We start from the raw sequence: 17,920 nt of genomic DNA, 5'->3' as shown, positions 1-17,920 counted from the left end.
CCTGGTGACCGGCGCCTCGGCCGCCATCACCGCGATCGACACCGCGATCAAGGGCATCTCGACCGCGCGGGCCACGCTCGGTGCGTACCAGAACCGGTTCGAGCACACCATCAACAACCTCAACACCGCGGTGGAGAACCTGTCGGCGTCCGAGTCCCGCATCCGCGACACGGACATGGCCTCGGAGATGGTGTCCTTCACCCGCTCGCAGATCCTGACCCAGGCCGGGACGAGCATGCTGGCCCAGGCAAACCAGGCGCCGCAGAACGTCCTGTCGCTGCTCCGATAAATCAACAGACCGTGAGCGGAGCCCGACCTACGTTGGGCTCCGCTCAACGGTTTCTTAAGTTTCGATTCGGTGACGGTGGATTCTGTCGATCTCTGTTGACACGTTCCCCACCGGTAACAAAGGCTGCTGAGAGCGCTCTCACGAAGGAGTCTCTCGGTGCGTTTCAGGACAAAGGTGCTCGGTGCGCTCGCCGCGCTCGCCGTGGCGGTGCCGGTCGGCATCGCGGCGATGCCGTCGGCGTCGGCGCTCGGACCCAACCTGCTGCCCTTCACGGTCAAGAACACCACGGGCCGCGGCGACGCGGTCTACCTCTACGTCATCGGTGTCAACCTCACCACCGGCCGCCTCGGCTACGCCAACGCCGGCGGCACGTTCACCAACTGGGCCGGCGGGTCCAACCCGCCCTCCCCGGCGCCGGACGTCGCGATCGCCGGCCCCGGCAACGGCGGCAGCACCACGATCCAGCTGCCGAAGAACATGTCCGGCCGGGTGTACATGTCTCTGGGCCAGAAGCTGAAGTTCTTCCTCACCCCCGACGGGCTCGTCCAGCCGGCGCCGTGGGCCGCCGGCGACCCCAACCACGACATCCTGTTCGACTGGAGCGAGTTCACCTACAACGACGCCGGGCTGTGGCTCAACAGCTCGCAGGTCGACATGTTCGCCGTGCCGCACGAGGTCAGCGTCACCGGCAGCAACGGCGTCACGACCAGGACCGGCGCGCCCGTCGCCAACGGCCGGCAGAACGTCATCAACCAGATCAAGGCCCAGTCCGGCTGGGGCAACACCGTCGTCACCCGTGCCGACGGCACCGTGCTGCGCGTCCTCGCCCCGGGCAAGGCGGCCGACGCCGGGCTGTTCAGCGCGACGTACCTCGACCCGTACATCACCAACGCCTGGAACGCGTACACGTCCAAGACCCTGACGGTGGTGCCCTTCACCGACCAGCCGGGCGTCAAGTACTTCGGCCGGACCAGCGGCAACGTCATGAACTTCACCAACGGCTCGGGCCAGCGGGTCGCGTCGTTCAACAAGCCCAGCACGAGCAACGTCTGGGGCTGCGACGGCACGCTCGGCGCCCCCAACGACCAGGTCGTCGGCCCGATCGCCCGCACGCTCTGCGCGGCGCTGCACCGCGGCACGCTCGGCACCATCGACACCCAGCCCGGCGGCGGGGCGGCGGACTTCTACAAGAGCTCGCTGACCAACCACTACTCGCGGATCATCCACGCGAACATGGCCGACGGGAAGGCGTACGGGTTCGCCTTCGACGACGTGCAGAACCAGGAGTCGCTGGTGCACTCCGGCGACCCGCGGTCCGCCGGCATCACCCTGAGCCCGTTCGTCGGCGGCACCACCCCGCCGCCCACCGGCGGCGGCACCACGCAGCCCCCGGCGGGCAACGTCAGCGGGATCGCCAGCAACTGGCACGGCAAGTGCATCGACGTGCCGAACTGGAACTTCAACGACGGCCAGCGCCTGATCGTCTGGAACTGCACCGGCGGCACCAACCAGCGCTGGACCTGGGTCAACGGCACCCTGCGCACCGAGAACAACAAGTGCATGGACGTCGCCTGGGGCTCGAAGGACAACGGCGCCGCGATCCAGATCGCCAACTGCAGCGGCAACGCCGCCCAGCAGTTCGTCCTGTCCGCCGCCGGCGACCTGGTCAACCCCCAGGCCAACAAGTGCGTGGACATCGCCGGCTGGAACCCGGACAACGACGCCGTCCTGCACCTGTGGGAGTGCACCGGCGGCGCCAACCAGAAGTGGCACAAAGTCTGACCACGCCGTGAGCAGTGGCCCGCCTCAGCCGGACAGGTCGAGGCGGGCCAGTTGCGTGCGGCTGGCCACGCCGAGCTTCGGGAAGGCGCGGTACAGGTGGTAGCTGATGGTCTTCGGGGAGAGGAAGAGCTGGGCGCCGATCTCCCGGTTGGTCAGGCCGGCCGCGACGAGCCTGACGATCTGGAGCTCCTGCGGGGACAAGGCGGCCCCGGCGCTGGCCGGCGGCGACACCGCGAGCTGAAAACCGGAAGCTCGCAGCTCGGCGCGGGCCCGCTCCGCCCACGGGACGGCGCCGAGACGGTCGAAGACCTCCGCCGCGGTCCGTAGCTGGGCGCGGGCCTCGGTCTTGCGGCGTTCCCGGCGCAGCCGTTCGCCGTAGGCGAGGTGGGTGCGGGCCGCCTCCCACGGGTGGCCGCCGAGCGCGACCGCGGCCTCGAAGTGCCGGCTCGCGTCGGGCCAGGACGGCTCGAGCAGGGCGTGGCAGCGGTGCGCGACCGCGTCGGCCCAGTCGAGGCGCGCCGCGGCGGCCCAGTCGGCGAAGCGCGCGCAGGCCGCCTCGGCCCGGTCGAACGCGCCGATCCGCACCGCCGCCTCGACCTGGTCCGGTGCGCTGTAGACGGCCTGGATCTGGTGGCGGACCGGGCCGGCCAGGGCCGCCTCGAGCCGGTCCGACGCCTCCGCCTGCCGTCCCTGCCCCAGGTCCAGCAGGGCGAGGGCCCACTCCGCCCAGGCGAGCCCATTGGCGATGTGGTTGCCGGCGTACCGGTCGTGGCAGCGCGCCGCCAGCTCGGCACAGCGGTCGGTGGAGCCGCTGACCGCGGCGATCCAGGCGAGGATCCCTTCCAGGTAGCCGGCCCGGTTCGGCTGGCCGGTGTCGGTGGCGAGCCGCAGCCCTTCGGCGGCGGTGGCGACCGCGTCCCGGAAGCGGCCCAGGTACAGCTCCGACGCCGCCAGCGTCACGTGGGCGAGGGGCAGCCAGCCGATCGAACCCTCGGCCCGCGACTCGTCGGCGACGCCCTGCGAGATCGCCCGGCCGGCCTCGAAGTCGCCGACGAGACCGGCCACGAACGCCGCGTTGAGCCGCAGGTTCGGCGGGCCGGTCCTGGTGCTGGTGAGGGCCCGCATCGCCGGTACACCCGCCGCCGGACCCTCGAGCAGGAGCCGCGCCGCCGCCGTCACCGCCGCCACCGCCGGGCCGAGGCCGTCGGAGGGTCGCAGGCCGAGGTCGTCCAGCCGCCGCGCCGCCTCGCGCACCCGCGGCGGGTCGCTGAGCTGCCACGCGTTGCGCGCCGCGTCGACCAGCAGGAGCCCGGCGGCCCGGCGGTCCACCGGCGCCAGCGCCGACGCCCCCGCGACCAGCAGGTCGTGCGCGGACGCCGCCGACCCCTCGTCGAACGCCAGCCGCGCCCGCAGCTCGCACACCCGGGCGGTGAGCACCGGGTCGTCGTCGACCGGGTCGCAGGACGCCAGGAACCGGCGGGTCAGGTCGGGCTGGCCGGCGTCGTTCGCGGCGACCGCCGCCGCGACCAGCCGCCGGGTCCGTTCGCCGGGAGCGGCGGTCAGCTCGGCGGAGCGCTGCAACGCCGCCGCCGCGGCGGGGTAGCCCTTGCGGCCGAGGGCCCGCTCGGCGGCGCGTTCCAGGGCGAGCGCCGCCTCCTCGTCCGGCCCGGTCGCGGCGGCGGCCAGGTGCCAGGCCCGGCGGTCGTCGTCGGCGGGAAGTGTCTGCGCCAGCGTCCGGTGTACGGCCAGCCGCCGGTCGAACGTGGTCTGCTGATACGCGGCGGCCCGCAGCAGCGGATGGGTGAACGCGATCCGCCCGGCGGCGACCGTCACCAGGCCCGCCTCCTCGGCCGCGCCCAGGCCGGACGGTGCCACGCCGAGCAGCTCCGCCGCCCGCAGCACGACCCCGAGGCCCTCGTCGGGCGAGGCGGCGGCGATCAGCAGCATCGCCCGGCCGTCGGGCGGCAGCCGGTCGATCCGCGCCGCGAACGCCTCCTGGATCCGGCGCGGCAGCAGCGCCGGCACGAACGGCGGCGCCCCGCGCGGCAGCTCCCGCAGCGCCAGCGGGTTGCCGGCGCTGTCGCGCACCAGCCGCATCCGGATCCGCGGCGGCAGGTCCGGCCGGATGCGCCGCAGCAGGGCGTCCGCGGTCTCCGGGTCCAGCCCGGCGAGCCGGTGCTCCGGCAGGCCCTCCGGGGCGAACTCGTCCCGCGCGGCGAAGAGCATCGCCACGGACTCGGCCTGCAACCGGCGCGCCACGAACCGCAGCGCCTGCGCGGAGGAGCCGTCCAGCCACTGCGCGTCGTCGACCAGGCACAGCACCGGGCGCTCCTCGGCCAGCTCGGCCAGCAGCGTCAGCACCGCGGCCCCGACGAGCAGCTGGTCGCCGCCGGCGGCCGGGCCGAGCCCGAGGGCCCCGCGCAGCGCGGCGGCCTGCACGTCCGGCAGCTGCGACGAGGAGGCGAGCGCCGGCGCCAGCAGCTGGTGCAGCGACGCGAACGGGACCTCGGCCTCGGTCTCCACCCCGGCGCAGCGCAGGACCGTCATCCCCGCGGCGCCGGCGGCCGCGTCGTCGAGCAGGGAGCTCTTGCCGATGCCCGGGTCGCCGCGGACGACGAGGACGGCGCTGTGCCCGGTGCGGGCCCGGTCGAGCACCGCGCCGGTCGCGGCCCGATCGACGTCCCGCCCCCACAGCATGATCATTCGAGGGTACTGGTCACCTGTCCGGTACCGCGACCACGCCCGCCGCTCGTACGGTCGGCGGCATGGTTGAGCTCGAGGCCGTCACCAGGCGGTACGGAAAGAACACCGCGCTGGACGCGGTCACGGTCGCGTTCGCGCGGGGCACGTTCACGGCGGTGATGGGGCCGTCCGGCTCCGGCAAGTCGACGCTGCTGCAGTGCGCCGCCGGACTCGACCGGCCCGACGCCGGCCGGATCACGGTCGCCGGTCAGGACCTCACCGGCCTCAGCGAGCGCCGCCTCACGCTGCTGCGCCGCGAGCGGATCGGCTTCGTGTTCCAGGCCTTCAACCTGCTGCCCGCGCTCACCGCCCGGCAGAACGTCGGCCTCCCGATGCGCCTCGCCGGCCGCCGCCCGGACCGCGCCACGGTCGACCGGGCCCTCGCCGCCGTCGGCCTCGCCGACCGCGCCGGGCACCGGCCGCAGCAGCTGTCCGGCGGGCAGCAGCAGCGGGTCGCGATCGCTCGGGCCCTCGTCACCCGCCCGGCGGTCCTCTTCGCCGACGAGCCGACCGGCGCGCTGGACACCAACACGGGCCGCGACGTGCTGCGGCTGCTGCGCGACCTCGTCGACGAGCACCACCAGACGATCGTCATGGTCACCCACGACCCGGCCGCCGCCGCGTACGCCGACCGCGTGCTGTTCCTGACCGACGGCCGCCTCTCCGGCTCCCTGTCCGCCCCCACCGCGTCCGCGGTCATCGAGATGATGGCCGCCGCATGATCGGCATCGCGCTCGCGGGGCTGCGGCTGCGGTGGCGGTCGTTCGTGGGGACGTTCCTCGCGCTCGCGTTCGGCAGCGCCCTCATCGCCGCCATGGGGCAGGTCCTCGCCACCACCGCCACCGCCCCGGACCGGGCGCCGCAGCGGTACGCGGCCTACCCGGTCGTGGTCGCGCCGCACGACACGCTGACCGTGCCGACCTGGCGCGGCGGCGAGAGCCAGCCCCTCGCCGTCTCGCCCGGCCTGCCCGCGGACGTGGTGGCGGCGCTGCCGGCCGGGCGGGTCGACCGGATCATCCCCGCGCAGTTCGCCGACGGGCCGCCCGGTGCAGGCGCCTATTCCGGGATCGCCCGGCCGTGGGCGCTCGCGCCCGCGCTGCAGTCGGGCCGCCCGCCCGCCGCCGCCGACGAGGTCGCCACCTCGGGCGCACCGGTCGGCGCGCGGATCCGGATCGTGACCGGTGACGGGATCCGCTCGTACACCGTGAGCGGCACCGTCAAGGAAGGACTGTTCTTCACCGACGCCACCGCCGCACAGCTGCGGCCGCAGGTCGACGCCGTCGTCGTCGACGGCGACGGCGAGCGGGTCCGGGCTGCGGTCGGCGACCGGGCCAGGGTGCTCACCGGCGACGACCGCGCCCGCCTCGACCCCGGCCGCACCGCCGACGCCCGGGCCCGCAACAACGCCAACACGATCGTGGGCATCGCGCTGGGGTTCGCCGCGTTCGTCGCGATCTTCGTCGTGGCCTCGACGTTCGCCTTCGCCGTCGGGCAGCGGCGGCAGGAGTTCGCCCTGCTGCGGGCCGGCGGAGCGCTCCCCGGTCAGGTGCGGCGGCTGGTGTACTGGGAAGCCCTGGCGGTCGCGCTCGTCGCCGCCGCGATCGGCGCCCTCGCCGGTCCCGCGCTGGCCCCGGCACTGCTGGATCTGCTGCGCGAGCGCGGCATGGCGCCCGGCTGGGTGCACACGATCAGCCCGGCCCGGTGGCCCATGTGGACCGCCTTCGGCACCGGCGTCACCGTGGCGCTGCTCGGCGCGGTCACCGCGGCGTGGCGGGCCGGCCGGGTCCGCCCCGGCGAGGCGCTGCGCGAGACGGTCGTGGAGTCCCGGACCATGCCGCCCGCCCGCTGGGTCGCCGGCGTCCTGACCCTCGGCACCGCGCTGGTCACGATGGCGATGACGGCGATCGACGACCCGGCGTCCGCGACCAACCGCAAGAGCTACATGCCGGTCGTGATGCTGCTGATCGTCGCCGCGGGCCTGCTCGCCCCGGCGCTCGTCGCCGTCGTCGCCCGCCGCCTCGGCGGCGCCGCCCCGCGGGGCACGGGCCTGCTGCTGGCGGTGCGCAACGTGACGGCCTCGGCGCGCCGGACGGCGGCGGTCGCGGCGCCCGTCCTCGTCACCGTCGGGCTGGCGGCGTCGCTGCTCATCGCGTCCGACCTCACCGACGAGGCGAAGAACGTGCTGCGCGCCAGGCCCGCGCACGCCGACTTCCTGGTCCTGCCCGACGGTCACGGCTTGGACCGGGAACTCGTCGCGGGGCTGCGCGGCGTCCCCGGCGTCGACGTCACCTTCAGCGCCGAGACCACCGTGTACACCCTGGAAGGCGACACCGCGCTGGTCCGGCGCGACGCGGCGGAGGCCGACGACGTGCCCGCCGGCGGGATCAAGGTCGCCGGCGACTGGGGGCTGCGCGCCGGCGACACGGCCCGGCTGTGGCTCGCCGACGGCAGCGAGGCGCGCCTGCGGGTGCTGGAGGTGCTGCCGCCGGGCAGCGCGGTCGACGCCTACCTGCCGGCGTCCGCCGGGACGCTGCCGTCGGTCGCGTACGTGCGGCTGCGCCCCGGCACCGACCCGGCCGCCGCGACCGCGGCGCTGCGGGCCGCCGCCGACGGGCACCGGGCCCGGGCGGTCACGCGCGAGGCGTGGCTGGCGGCCGCGCGCCAGGGCCAGGGGTCGGCGAGCCGGCTCGGGCTGCTGGTGGTGCTCGGGATCGTGCTCGCGTACACCACCCTGGCGATGGTCAACACGCTGCTGATGGCGGCGCCGGACCGGGCGGGGGAGCGGCGGTCGCTGGGCCTGCTGGGGGCCAGCCGGCGGCAGGTCCTGGCGTGGACGGCGGTCGAGACGCTGGTCACGGTCGCGCTGGGGGTCCTGCTCGGGGTGGTCGTCGCGGTGGTCGCGGTGGCCGGCCTGTGGACGACGCTGCTGGGCGTCGCCGGGGCGGTGACGGTGAGCGTGCCGTGGGCGACCCTGGGCGCCCTGACCGGGGGGACGGCGCTGATCGCGGTCACTGCGGCGCTGGTGGGAGCCACTGACAGAGCCACTGACAGGAAGCCCCGGAGGAGCCGACAGGAAGTCCTGGAGAAATAGTGAGACCGGCACCCACGGGGGAAGGCGCCGGTCTACTGCATCCAAGGATAGGCCGCCCGCGGCGCATCCGCCAGTGCCAACCGGATGACGTCCTCCGTGGACGATCGGAGGCTGGTCCATCGCGATGTCGCCGCCCGTTCATCGGACGTTCAGCCGATCGGGTTCTTCGTACACACGTTCCATCCACAGGCTGTGGATAGCACATGTGTACGAAGGTGGTTTGCCTGCTCAGGCCCTGTGGACAACGCTGTGCAGACAGCGAGCGACCCCCGGCCGGGGATGGCCGGGGGTCGCTCGAGAGACGCGGTCAGAGGGCTCGGTGGCCCCGGCCGGCGAAGCCGGCGACCAGCGCGACACCGATGGCGGCCACGATCACCTGGACCAGGAGCTCGCCCCAGTCCACACCAGGCGTGTCGGTCGCGATACCGACGGCGTTGGCGATGAAGGTGCCGATCAGAGCGGCGACGACGCCGATGACCATCGTGAGCCAGATCGGGATGTTCTGGCGGCCAGGGACCACCAGCCTGCCGAGCGCGCCCACGATCAGACCGACGATCAGCGCGGTGATGATTCCGGTGACGGTCACTGTTCCTCCTCGTTTCCCGACGCAGCGGCGTCGATGTGCCGCTGGTTCAGGGGTGCCCGATCACCGATGCGATCAAACACGCGCCGAGGTCTCCGAGGTCTCCGGGGTCTCCGGCGACTCCGGCAGCGGGCGGATCGCGCCCGCCAGCAGGAAGGCGACGGTCAGCAGGACAGGGATCGCGATGAGTGCCCGGAGGACCGACATGTGGTCGCCGAGCACCCCGATCAGGGGCGGGCCGCCGAGGAACGCGCAGTAGCCGATCGAGGCCACCACGCTGACCCGCCCCGCGGCCCGGGCCGGGTCGTCGGAGGCGGCGCTCATCGCGACCGGGAAGCCGAGCGAGGCGCCGGTGCCCCACAGGAGCGCACCGGCGTACGCGGTCGGGGTGTTGGGGCCGAAGATGAACAGCGCCAGGCCGGCCAGGGCGATCACGGCGAGCGCCCGCACGACGGGGACGCGGCCGAAGCGGTCCAACAGCGCCGGGCCGAACCAGCGGCCGGCGGTCATCGCGGTCAGGAACACCGTGAACGCGAGCGTGCCGACGGCGGCCGGGGTGTCGTACCCGTCGATGACGGCCACGGCGATCCAGTCGATGCCCGCGCCCTCGGTGAACGCGAACGCCAGCACGAAGACGCCGACGAGCAGGGTGCGCGGCTCGGTCCAGAACTCCAGCAGCCCACCCTTCTTCTCCGCGGTGCCGCCTTCCGCGGACGCGGGCGCGTCGTCGGGCAGGAACGTGCGGACCATGACGAACGTGCTGGCGCCGGCCAGGACGGCGACGGCGATCAGGTGGGCGGTGACCGGCACCTTCAGCGCCACCATCGCGGTGCCGAGCAGGGCGCCGGCGACGGTGCCGACGCTGTACCCGGCGTGGAAGCGCGGCATGATCGCCCGGCCGAGGCGGCGCTCGACGAGAGCGCCCTGGACGTTCATCGCCACGTCCCAGGCCCCGTTGGCGAAGCCGAACGCGAACAGGCCGAGCACGACCGGCGGCACGCCGAGGTGGTACCCGGCCGCGACGACGGTCAGGCCGACGGCGAGCAGGACCGCCATCGCCGCGACCGTGGCGCGGGAGCCGAGGCGGGCGACGATGTGGCCCGACAGGACGAGCGAGATGATCGACCCGACCGCGATGGCGACGAGGACCAGGCCGAGCTGCGACGGGCCGAGGCGCAGCTCGTCGCGGATCTGCGGGATGCGGGTGGCCCAGCTCGCCATCGCGAACCCGGACCAGATGAAGGCGGCGTAGACGGCGCGGGTCGCGGCGCGCAGTGATCGGTCGGTGGTGAGCGCCGGCCCGGCGGTCAGGGTCATCGCGGGTCTCCGTTGATCTGTGGGTCTTGTGCGGGTTGGTGCAGGACCCGGGCCACGATCACGCGGATCTCCTCGCGTGAGACGGGTGCCGTGGACAGGGTCTTGTGCATGACCAGGCCCTCGATCAGGGCGTCGACGCCCCGGGCGGTGGTCGGGTCGACGAAGCGCTCGAGGACCGCGCGGCTGGTGCGCATCCAGGTCTCGGTGATGGTGCGCAGCTCGGGGTCGCGCAGCGCGGCCAGGTAGAGCTCGTAGGCGATGGCCCAGTCGGCGGTGTCGGCGCCGGCGTCGCCGTGGATCAGGTCGGTGACCGCCTCGACCAGCGCTTCATGCGTGTGTACGTGCAGGAAGTGCGACTCGTAGACGACCGACATCCGCTCGGCGTGCCGCCGGAAGGCCTGCGCCCGCAGGTCGTCGAGGCTGCTGAAGTGGTACGTCAGCGACCCCAGCGGCACGTCCGCCGCCGCCGCGATGAGCCGGTGGGTGGTGCCCGCGACGCCGTGCTCGGCGATCACCGCGATCGCGGCGTCGACGATGCGGTCCTTCCGGTTCGGGTCGTGCCGCCGTGTCCCCGCCGCCAACTCAGGCCGGGCCGGGCGTTGCCATCGGCGCGGGCGTGGTCGCCGGGGTGGCCGGGGCGGCCGCCGGGGCCGGTGCGTCGGTGAGGTGGCGGACGATCCGGGCCGGGTTGCCGACCGCGAGGACGCCCGCGGGGAGGTCCCGGACCACCACGGAGCCGGCGCCGACGACGGTGTCGGCGCCGATCGTGACGCCGGGGCAGACGATGACGCCGCCGCCGAGCCAGACGTTGTCGCCGATGACGATCGGCTTCGCCGCCTCCCACTTGTCGCGGCGCGGGCCCGGCTCCAGCGGGTGGGTGGAGGTCAGCAGCTGCACCCCGGGCCCCATCTGCACGTCGTCGCCGATCGTGATCGTCGCGACGTCGTTGCAGACCAGGCCCCAGTTGGCGAACGCGCGGGCGCCGAACGTCGTCTGATACCCGTAGTCGCAGCGCAGCGGCGGCCGCACGTAGGCACCCTCGCCGAAGCCGCCGAGCAGCTCGGTCAGCACCGCCCGCAGGCCCTCGTGATCGGTGGGGTCCATCGTGTTGAACCTGTGGGTGAGCGCCTGCGCGCGGGCGTCGTCGGCCGCCAGCTGCGGGTCCTCGGCGCGGTACAGCTCCCCGGCGAGCATCCGCTCCCGCATGGTCCTCTCGGTCATGTGTACAACCGTACACTCGCTATGTACATCTGTACACTACGCGTCCACCACGCTGCGCCGCCGGCTGATCAGCGCGGCGACCAGGGCGGCGGGGATCCACAGGTACACCGCGAAGAACCCGGCGAACTTCAGCGCCGCGGCGGTCGAGTAGAGGACCGCGACGACCGGGTTCACCGTGGCGGGGTCGGGCAGCATGACGAAGGAGAGCAGGTTCTCCACCGCGTCGCACAGCGGGGCGAACAGGCCCAGCGCCACGGCGGCGGTGGCGACCCGCCGGCCGCGGCTGCCGGCCGGGAACGCGCGGGCGACCAGCGCGAGGGCGGCCGTGAAGAACAGCGCCGTGGCGGCGACGAAGGCGAAGTCCATGAACTGGGTCTGCCAGTAGACGCCGAGGGTGCCCGCGTCCCGCATCGCCGTGTACCAGCCGGAGAGCTTGCCGGCGCTGAACGACAGCTGGCCGACGTAGTAGGGCACCGGGTAGCCGGACCGGGCGTAGAAGCCGTCGAGGACCGTCTGGGTGACCCGCTGGGCGACGAAGCCCGCCACGGTGGCGCCGGCCAGGACGGGGAGCTTCGCGCGCTGCGCACGCTCAATGAATTCCATGGAATGTATCTTGCGGAGAGCGGTGGGGTGACGTCAAGTGTTCCATGGAATATATTTGCCGCATGACCCCTCAGACGCGCGCTGAGCTGCAAGGGCGGGCGATGCGCGAGCTGTCGATCGCGCACCAGCTCGCCGAGACGCGGCTCAACCGGGCGCTCCGCCCGCTCGGGCTGACCATGACCCACACCGCGGTCCTGATCCACCTCGCCAACGCCGGACCGGGCTCGGTCGGCGACATCGCGGCCGCGATGGAGGTCAACCAGCCCGCCGTCTCGAAGACCCTCAAGACGCTGGTCGACCGGGGCGCGGTGACGATGGAGGCGGCACCCGGCGACGCCCGCCGGCGCTCGGTCGCGCTCACCGCGCTCGGCGGCGAGCTGATCGGGCAGGCCATGCGCGCCATGCACCCCGACGCGACGGTCGCCTTCGCCGGGCTCGACGACGAGCGGCTGCGCCGGCTCGTCGACCTCCTCGCGGAGGTCCGCGCCACCCTGGACGCGGCGCGGCGTTAGCGGCCGGACTGCTTGACCGGGTGGGTGCGGCTGGGCTTGACGGTGCTGGGCTTGACGGTGCCCGGGCGGGAGGCCTCCACTGCGGAGGGCTCGACATTCGCGCCTTCTTCGCCCGGGCGGGAGGCCGCCGGGGCGGTGGGCGCGGGTGTCGGGGTGGTGGGCGCGGGCGCCGGGGCGAGGACGCCCCGGCAGAAGTCGTTGATCCCGGTCGCGCCCTTCGCCGCCTGGGCGAGGGTGCGGCGGTCCTCGCCGCTGACCGGCGGGGCCTGCGGGTTGGCGCGGCTCGCCTCCCACGCGCGGCAGAGCTCCTCGATCCGGGTGGCGCCCGACAAGCTCGCCTGCGGTGACGGCGACCGCGACGGCGCCGGTGCGGCGGCCGGCGACCCGGGCGGCGGGGCGTGCGGCGAGGTGGCCGGCGCGCTGCCCTCGTCGTCGCCGAACAGCGACTCGACGGTGCGCCGCACCGGATCCGGCAGGGGCGCGCCGCTCGCCGCGTACGCGGTGCCGCCCAGCGACACGACCGCCGCGACGGCGCACGCGATGAGGGCGTTGCGCCGCCGGCGCCAGCTGCGGCGGTACGCCCGGCGGAACTCCCGCACGGTGTCGTCCTCGCTGGTCAGCTCGGCGGGCAGGGCCGGCCCCGCGGCGGCGACGAGCAGCGCGGCGACGCCCGCGTGCCGCCCGGCGGCCGGCTCACACAGGTCGAGCAGGCGCTCGGCGACGTCGGGCGTCAGGCCGTCCAGGGCCAGGCCGTCGGGTGCCGGCGCGTCAGGGGTCAGCGCGTCGTGGATCGGTGTCTCGGGCATGATCAGCCGCCTTCCCGCGGATCTGTGCCGCGGTGCGCCTGGACTTCGGGGTGTTCGGCCAGCCGGCGCAGCCCTCGCATCGTCGCGACCCGGACCGCGCCGGGGCGCTTGCCCAGGACCTTGGCGGTGCCGGCGACGTCGAGACCGGCCACGACGCGCAGCATCACCGACTCCGCCTGGTCGGGGGGCAGGGTGCGGATCATCCGCAGCGCCCATTCGGTGCCGGACCGGTCGCCGGCGTCCAGGGCCACGTCGCGGACGATCTCGCCGGCCGCCTCGCGGACCTCGTGCACGGTCTGGTGCGGCTCCTCGCGGCGCCGCCACGCGCGCCGGTTCTCGTCGATGCCGCGGTTGCGGGCGATCCGGAAGAGCCACACCCGGAACGCGGTCGTGCCGCCGCTGAACCGCCGCAGGTCCCGCGACGCCTGCAGCCACGTCTCCGACGCCACGTCCTCGGCGGCGTCGCCGCAGACGACCCGCAGGTACCGCAGCACCAGCGGCTGCAGCGCCCGCCACAGCTCCGCGAACGCCGCGGCGTCGCCGCCGATCGCCCCGGCCAGGGCCACTTCGAGGCGGTCGTCGAGCGTGGTCTCGCCCAGCGCCAGCTCGACCGGCGACATCCCGGTGTCGCCGTCCGCGGGCATCCCGGCGTCGCCGCGCGCGAACGTGCCGGCATCGCCGGCGTCAACCGCCGGCGTGCCGGCGTCGGCGCCCGCCGGGGGCTTGGCGTCGGTGCGCGGGGACGTCCCGGCGTCGCCGCCGGCCGGCGACCGTGCGTCGCCGCGCGCGAACGTGCCGGCGTCGGCGCCCGCCGGAGGCTTGGCGTCGGCGCGTGCGGGCGTCCTGGCGTCGCCGCCCGCCGACGAGCGCGCGGGGCAGCCGTTGGAGTACGGCGTCGGGTGGGTACCGGCCAAGGCGGTCACGGCCGGCCCGACAGATCCGACGGCCACGCCCGGCCGTCGCGCGCCACCCACGGCTCGAAGCCCTGTGGCGCGGGCAGGTCCATGGAATGGGTCGAGGAATGGGTCGAGGAATGGGTCGAGTGCGATGCCCGGTCCGGGTCCACCGTCGGCGCCTGGTGCGGTTCGAGGGCGCCCGGGAGCCCGGGCCCGTGCGGGGTGACGGCGGCCGCGGCGAGGCCGGTGCGGACCGATGCCTGCCAGCGCTGCCGGCCGCCGAGCAGCGCGGCGACGGCCGACTGGATGACGACCAGGTAGAGCAGCTGGCGGTACACCACCTGCTGCAGCGGCACCGTCCACAACGGCCCCAGGGACTCGCGGTCGAGCCGGAGCGCGTAACCGGCGGCCAGGACCTGCAGGGCGGTGAAGCCGCACCACACCGCGGCCACCTGGGCCCAGGGCAGGAAGAGGAGGCTGTAGACGGCGTAGACGTCGATCAGTGGTGCGGTCAGCGGCAGGAGCATCTGGAAGACCGCCAGGTAGACCAGGCCGCGCCGGCCCAGGTGGCCGCGCTCGCCGACGGCCCGGCGGTGCTTCCAGGCCGCCTGCATCGTGCCGTAGCACCACCGGTACCGCTGCCGCCACAGCTGCCGCAGCGACGACGGCGCCTCGGTCCAGGCGATGGCGCGGTCCGCGTACACGACCCGCCACCCGGCGCGCAGGATGGCCATCGTCAGGTCGGTGTCCTCCGCGAGGGTGTCCGCGGGCACCCCGTCGGTGTCCAGCAGCGCCGCCCGGCGGAACGCGCCGATCGCGCCCGGGATGGTCGGCATGCACTCGCCGAGGTCGAACATGCGCCGGTCGAGGTTGAAGCCGACCACGTACTCCAGGTGCTGCCACCGGCCGAGCAGCCCGCCCCGGTTGGCGACCTTCGTGTTGCCGCTGACCGCGCCGACGGACGGGTCGGCGAACGGCTGGACGAGCCGGCCGATCGCGTCGGGCTCGAACACGGTGTCGCCGTCGACCAGCACCAGCAGCTCCCCGCGAGCGGCCGCGACGCCGGTGTTGAGGGCGGCGGGCTTCCCGGCGTTGGCCTGGCGGATCAGGCGGACCCCCGGAAGCGCGAGACGGCGCACCACGTCAGCGGTGTCGTCGGTGGAGCCGTCGTCGACGACGACGACCTCGAGCGCGGGGTAGTCGTTGCCGATCAGCGAGCGGACCGTCGCGGCGATGTTCGCCGCCTCGTTGTAGGCCGGCACGACGACCGACACCAGGCCGAAGGACCGCAGCCGCCCCGCGACGGCGCGGCGCGCGTGCCGGCGGGCGATGGCCACCTGGACGGCGAGCCTGATCAGGGCGAGGACGGTGGCGGCGACGATCAGCCACCACATCGCGGCGCTGATCCAGCCGCCGGCGGTCTGCGCCCAGCGCAGCGCGTGGCCGCGGGCGACGTCGCCGGTGCCGGCGGCCGCGTCCGGCGGCAGGCCGAGCCCCTCGGAGACCGTGACGAACCGCCGCCCGGGGGTGGCGGCGATCCGCTCGACCGCCGCCACGGTCTGCGTGCGGTCGCCGCCGCCGTCGTGCAGCAGCACGACACCACCCGGCGCGGCCGCGGCGACGATGGCGTCCACCCCAGGCCGCTGCCAGTCCTGCGTGTCGCGGTCGGTCATGACGGTGAGGAACCCGGCGGGCAGCCGCTCCGGCACCGACAGGTACGGCGGCCGCAGCAGCCGCACGGTCCGCCCGGTCGCGGCGGCGATCGCGGTGCGGGTGAGGTCGAGCTCGAGCCGCTGCCGCCAGGCGGGCAGCGCGGCGAGGTCGGCGTGGGTGAAGGTGTGCACGCCGAGCTCGTGCCCTTCGGCGACGATGCGCCGCACCAGGTCCGGGTGCTGGTTGACCCGCGAGCCGACCACGAAGAACGTGGCCCGCGCGTGGTGGCGGCGCAGCGCGTCGAGGATCAGCGGCGTCCACCGCGGGTCGGGCCCGTCGTCGAACGTGAGCGCGACCGCGCCGGCCGGCATCCCGGCGGAGCGCACGGTGCCGTCCGCCTGGACCTGCAGCACCGGTCCCAGCTCGCCGGGGGCCGCCGAGGGCGAGGCGCCGGGCACGCCCCGCACCCAGCCGTCGAGGCACAGCTCGGCGAGCAGGACCGCCATGACGAGCAGGAGCAGCAGCCAGTGCGCCCGGGGCGCCCTGCGCACCCGGTGGGATGTGTGCCGGGCCACCGCTATTTCGTCCGGCTCGGTCGCGGATTGCCGGGGTGCGCCGTCTTCCGGTTGTCGTGCGGCTCGTTCGCCGACGGGCTGGGTGACGCGCCGCCACCGGTCACGGGCGCGGCGGCGGGGCGTGCCGAGGTGGGCTTCGCGGCGGGCCGGGCGGGCGCGCCGGAGGTCGGCGCCGTCCCGAGACCGTCCTGGTGGCGACCGATCTGGCCGTTCTCCGGCAGACCGGGCAGCGGCACCGGCGAGGCGCCCAGCAGCCCGGCGATCAGCAGCGCGCAACCGGCCGCGAGCAGCACACCGAGGCCGGCCCCGAGGATCGTGAAGAGCCTCCGGCGCCGGCCGGTGCGGTCCACGAAGACCGGGTCGACCACATCCACGGGAGAAGGAGCGGCGGGACCCCCGAAAGCGTTACGGCGTGATCCCCGTGTTCGTCGGGTCGCGCAGCGCTTCATCGATGTCCGCGGTCGTCCTGGTCATGATCGCCTGGACCTGACCGCGGCCCAGGGCCCCGGGCGCGCTCCACAGCTCCCGCAGGTCCTTCGCGATCACCGACTCGACGATGATCCAGGCCGAGACCGACGGGTACATCTTGCCGTGCGGGATCATCTCCCGGAACGCGGCGTACTCCGGCTCGGTCGCCAGCCTGGTGCCCTCGATCGCCTCGGTGCGGGCCGGCCACAGCCCCGAGTTGACGCTGTAGCGCTGCTGGCTCGCCTTGCCCGTCAGGTACCGGACGAACTCGAACGCCGCCTCGGGATGCTTCGCCTCCTTGAGGATGCCCAGGTTGGAGCCGCCCAGGAAGCCGAAGCGGCCCGCCTTCCCGGCCGGCATCGGCGCCGTCGACCAGCCCGCCTTCAGGCCGGCGCGGGAGGGGTCGGAGGCGAACTCGGCGACCGACTGGGAGTTGTCGATGGTGATGGCGCCGGTACCTTCGGCGAACGCGCGCGGCACGTCGCTGGAGGACAGCGCCATCGCCTTCGGGTCGTCGTAGAGCCCGATGAGCCGCTGGTAGTACGTGACGCCGTCGACCGCGGCGGGCTCGGCGAGCATCGACTTCGTGCCGTCGTCCTTGATCAGGTCACCGCCGGCGCCCCAGATGAACGGGGCCACGTTGTGGATGATGCCGAAGTTGTTCTGCAGGCCGATGGCGAGCGGTGCGACCCCGGCGTCGGACGCCTTGATCTTCTGCAGGGTCTCCTCGAAGGAGTCCCAGGTCGCGAACGCCTCCTTCGGGTCCAGGCCGAGCTTGCGCAGCACGTCCGTGCGGTAGAACAGGGCCCGGATGTCGATCAGCCACGGCAGCGCCGTGATCTCCTGCGACGTGATCAGGTGGCTGGAGCTCCAGCTCGCCTTGGCGAAGACGTCCTCGCCGCCGACCGCCGCGATCTCCTCGATGCTGTACGGGCGCAGTGCGCCGATCGAGCTGAAGCCGGCCACCCAGGTGGTGCCCAGCACCGTCACGTCGGGGCCCTCGCCGCTGGTCGACGCCGTGCTGAGCCGGGTCAGCGCCTCGTCCCACGGCACCCGGACCGCCTTGACCGTGATGTTGGGGTGCGCCTTGTGGAACTCCTCGGTCTCGGTGATGACCGCCTGGTCCTGTACCGGCCCGCCGTACGGCATGTACCAGAACTCGATCGTGACGGGTGGCCGGTCGGCGGCGTACCCGATGCCACCGGCGCCCTCGCCGTTCTTCTTCGCGCACGCCGCGGCGGGCAGGAGCGTCGCGGCGGCGGCCGCCGCGGACATGATCAGCCGGCGCCGGCTCAGGCTGCGTTGCACTGGGGAGCCCCTCATGAAGGGCCAATCGTCCCGAAGCCCCGGGTACTGAAGAATCTCCGGCACAAAACTCGAAG

16 protein-coding genes are annotated in these 17,920 nt (G+C 74.3%); 5 read left to right on the top strand and 11 right to left on the bottom strand.

Annotation, left to right across the window (positions count from 1 at the left end; all coding sequences use genetic code 11):
• A partial coding sequence (locus tag ABD332_RS57610) for a flagellin (RefSeq protein ID WP_344515262.1) occupies positions 1–289 on the top strand: 289 nt, incomplete at its 5' end.
• 156 nt (positions 290–445) lie between these two features.
• Positions 446–2,071: a beta-1,3-glucanase family protein gene (locus ABD332_RS57605; RefSeq protein WP_344515260.1), complete on the top strand. Its 1,626-nt coding sequence runs from the start codon at positions 446–448 to the stop codon at positions 2,069–2,071.
• Positions 2,072–2,095: 24 nt separating this feature from the next.
• On the opposite strand, the gene ABD332_RS57600 is transcribed toward ABD332_RS57605, so the two are convergent.
• Positions 2,096–4,768 (bottom strand): LuxR C-terminal-related transcriptional regulator, encoded by a 2,673-nt coding sequence (locus ABD332_RS57600; protein WP_344515258.1) that lies wholly within the window; start codon positions 4,766–4,768, stop codon positions 2,096–2,098.
• Between the two features lie 68 nt (positions 4,769–4,836).
• Here ABD332_RS57600 and ABD332_RS57595 point away from each other — a divergent pair, with 68 nt between their 5' ends.
• Together ABD332_RS57595 and ABD332_RS57590 are read left to right on the top strand one after the other, a co-directional pair.
• On the top strand, positions 4,837–5,535 hold the full coding sequence (locus ABD332_RS57595; RefSeq protein WP_344515257.1) for an ABC transporter ATP-binding protein: 699 nt from the start codon (positions 4,837–4,839) through the stop codon (positions 5,533–5,535).
• A complete protein-coding gene (locus ABD332_RS57590; RefSeq protein WP_344515255.1) occupies positions 5,532–7,904 on the top strand; it encodes an ABC transporter permease in 2,373 nt (790 codons plus the stop codon). The genes ABD332_RS57595 and ABD332_RS57590 overlap by 4 nt, the downstream gene beginning before the upstream one ends.
• 307 nt (positions 7,905–8,211) lie before the next feature.
• On the opposite strand, the gene ABD332_RS57585 is transcribed toward ABD332_RS57590, so the two are convergent.
• The 5 genes from ABD332_RS57585 to ABD332_RS57565 all read right to left on the bottom strand — a co-directional run bounded on the left by ABD332_RS57585 (position 8,212) and on the right by ABD332_RS57565 (position 11,628).
• Positions 8,212–8,490, bottom strand: a complete 279-nt coding sequence (locus tag ABD332_RS57585; protein ID WP_344515253.1) for a GlsB/YeaQ/YmgE family stress response membrane protein — start codon at positions 8,488–8,490, stop codon at positions 8,212–8,214.
• Positions 8,491–8,562: 72 nt separating this feature from the next.
• Positions 8,563–9,804 carry an MFS transporter gene (locus ABD332_RS57580; RefSeq protein WP_344515251.1) on the bottom strand — a complete coding sequence of 414 codons (1,242 nt, stop codon included), beginning with the start codon at positions 9,802–9,804 and terminating at the stop codon, positions 8,563–8,565.
• The gene (locus ABD332_RS57575; protein WP_344515249.1) at positions 9,801–10,385 is read right to left on the bottom strand and encodes a TetR/AcrR family transcriptional regulator; all 585 of its coding nucleotides are present in this window, start codon (positions 10,383–10,385) and stop codon (positions 9,801–9,803) included. The genes ABD332_RS57580 and ABD332_RS57575 overlap by 4 nt, the downstream gene beginning before the upstream one ends.
• Position 10,386: 1 nt before the next feature.
• Positions 10,387–11,025, bottom strand: a complete 639-nt coding sequence (locus tag ABD332_RS57570; protein ID WP_344515247.1) for a sugar O-acetyltransferase — start codon at positions 11,023–11,025, stop codon at positions 10,387–10,389.
• Positions 11,026–11,061: 36 nt separating this feature from the next.
• Positions 11,062–11,628 carry a hypothetical protein gene (locus ABD332_RS57565; protein WP_344515245.1) on the bottom strand — a complete coding sequence of 189 codons (567 nt, stop codon included), beginning with the start codon at positions 11,626–11,628 and terminating at the stop codon, positions 11,062–11,064.
• 62 nt (positions 11,629–11,690) lie between these two features.
• On the opposite strand from ABD332_RS57565, the gene ABD332_RS57560 reads away from it, so the two are divergent.
• Positions 11,691–12,140, top strand: a complete 450-nt coding sequence (locus ABD332_RS57560; protein ID WP_344515243.1) for a MarR family winged helix-turn-helix transcriptional regulator — start codon at positions 11,691–11,693, stop codon at positions 12,138–12,140.
• Here the strand turns inward: ABD332_RS57560 and ABD332_RS57555 are convergent.
• From ABD332_RS57555 to ABD332_RS57535, 5 genes are read right to left on the bottom strand one after another with little or no spacing between them, the layout of a single operon-like run.
• A complete protein-coding gene (locus ABD332_RS57555) occupies positions 12,137–12,946 on the bottom strand; it encodes a hypothetical protein (protein WP_344515241.1) in 810 nt (269 codons plus the stop codon). The genes ABD332_RS57560 and ABD332_RS57555 overlap by 4 nt on opposite strands.
• A gap of 2 nt (positions 12,947–12,948) precedes the next feature.
• Positions 12,949–13,869 (bottom strand): RNA polymerase sigma factor, encoded by a 921-nt coding sequence (locus tag ABD332_RS57550; RefSeq protein WP_344515239.1) that lies wholly within the window; start codon positions 13,867–13,869, stop codon positions 12,949–12,951.
• Positions 13,866–16,046, bottom strand: a complete 2,181-nt coding sequence (locus tag ABD332_RS57545) for a bifunctional polysaccharide deacetylase/glycosyltransferase family 2 protein (protein ID WP_344515237.1) — start codon at positions 16,044–16,046, stop codon at positions 13,866–13,868. Before ABD332_RS57545 ends, ABD332_RS57550 begins: the two co-directional genes overlap by 4 nt.
• Positions 16,047–16,072: 26 nt before the next feature.
• Positions 16,073–16,444, bottom strand: a complete 372-nt coding sequence (locus tag ABD332_RS57540) for a hypothetical protein (RefSeq protein WP_344515235.1) — start codon at positions 16,442–16,444, stop codon at positions 16,073–16,075.
• A 31-nt stretch (positions 16,445–16,475) separates the two neighbouring features.
• On the bottom strand, positions 16,476–17,861 hold the full coding sequence (locus tag ABD332_RS57535; RefSeq protein ID WP_344515233.1) for an extracellular solute-binding protein: 1,386 nt from the start codon (positions 17,859–17,861) through the stop codon (positions 16,476–16,478).
• Positions 17,862–17,920 lie beyond the last annotated feature (59 nt).

The organism is Dactylosporangium maewongense (assembly GCF_039531485.1).
In the GTDB taxonomy this organism is placed as follows: Bacteria; Actinomycetota; Actinomycetes; order Mycobacteriales; family Micromonosporaceae; genus Dactylosporangium; species Dactylosporangium maewongense.
This window is presented reverse-complemented; position numbering and strand designations above follow the sequence as displayed.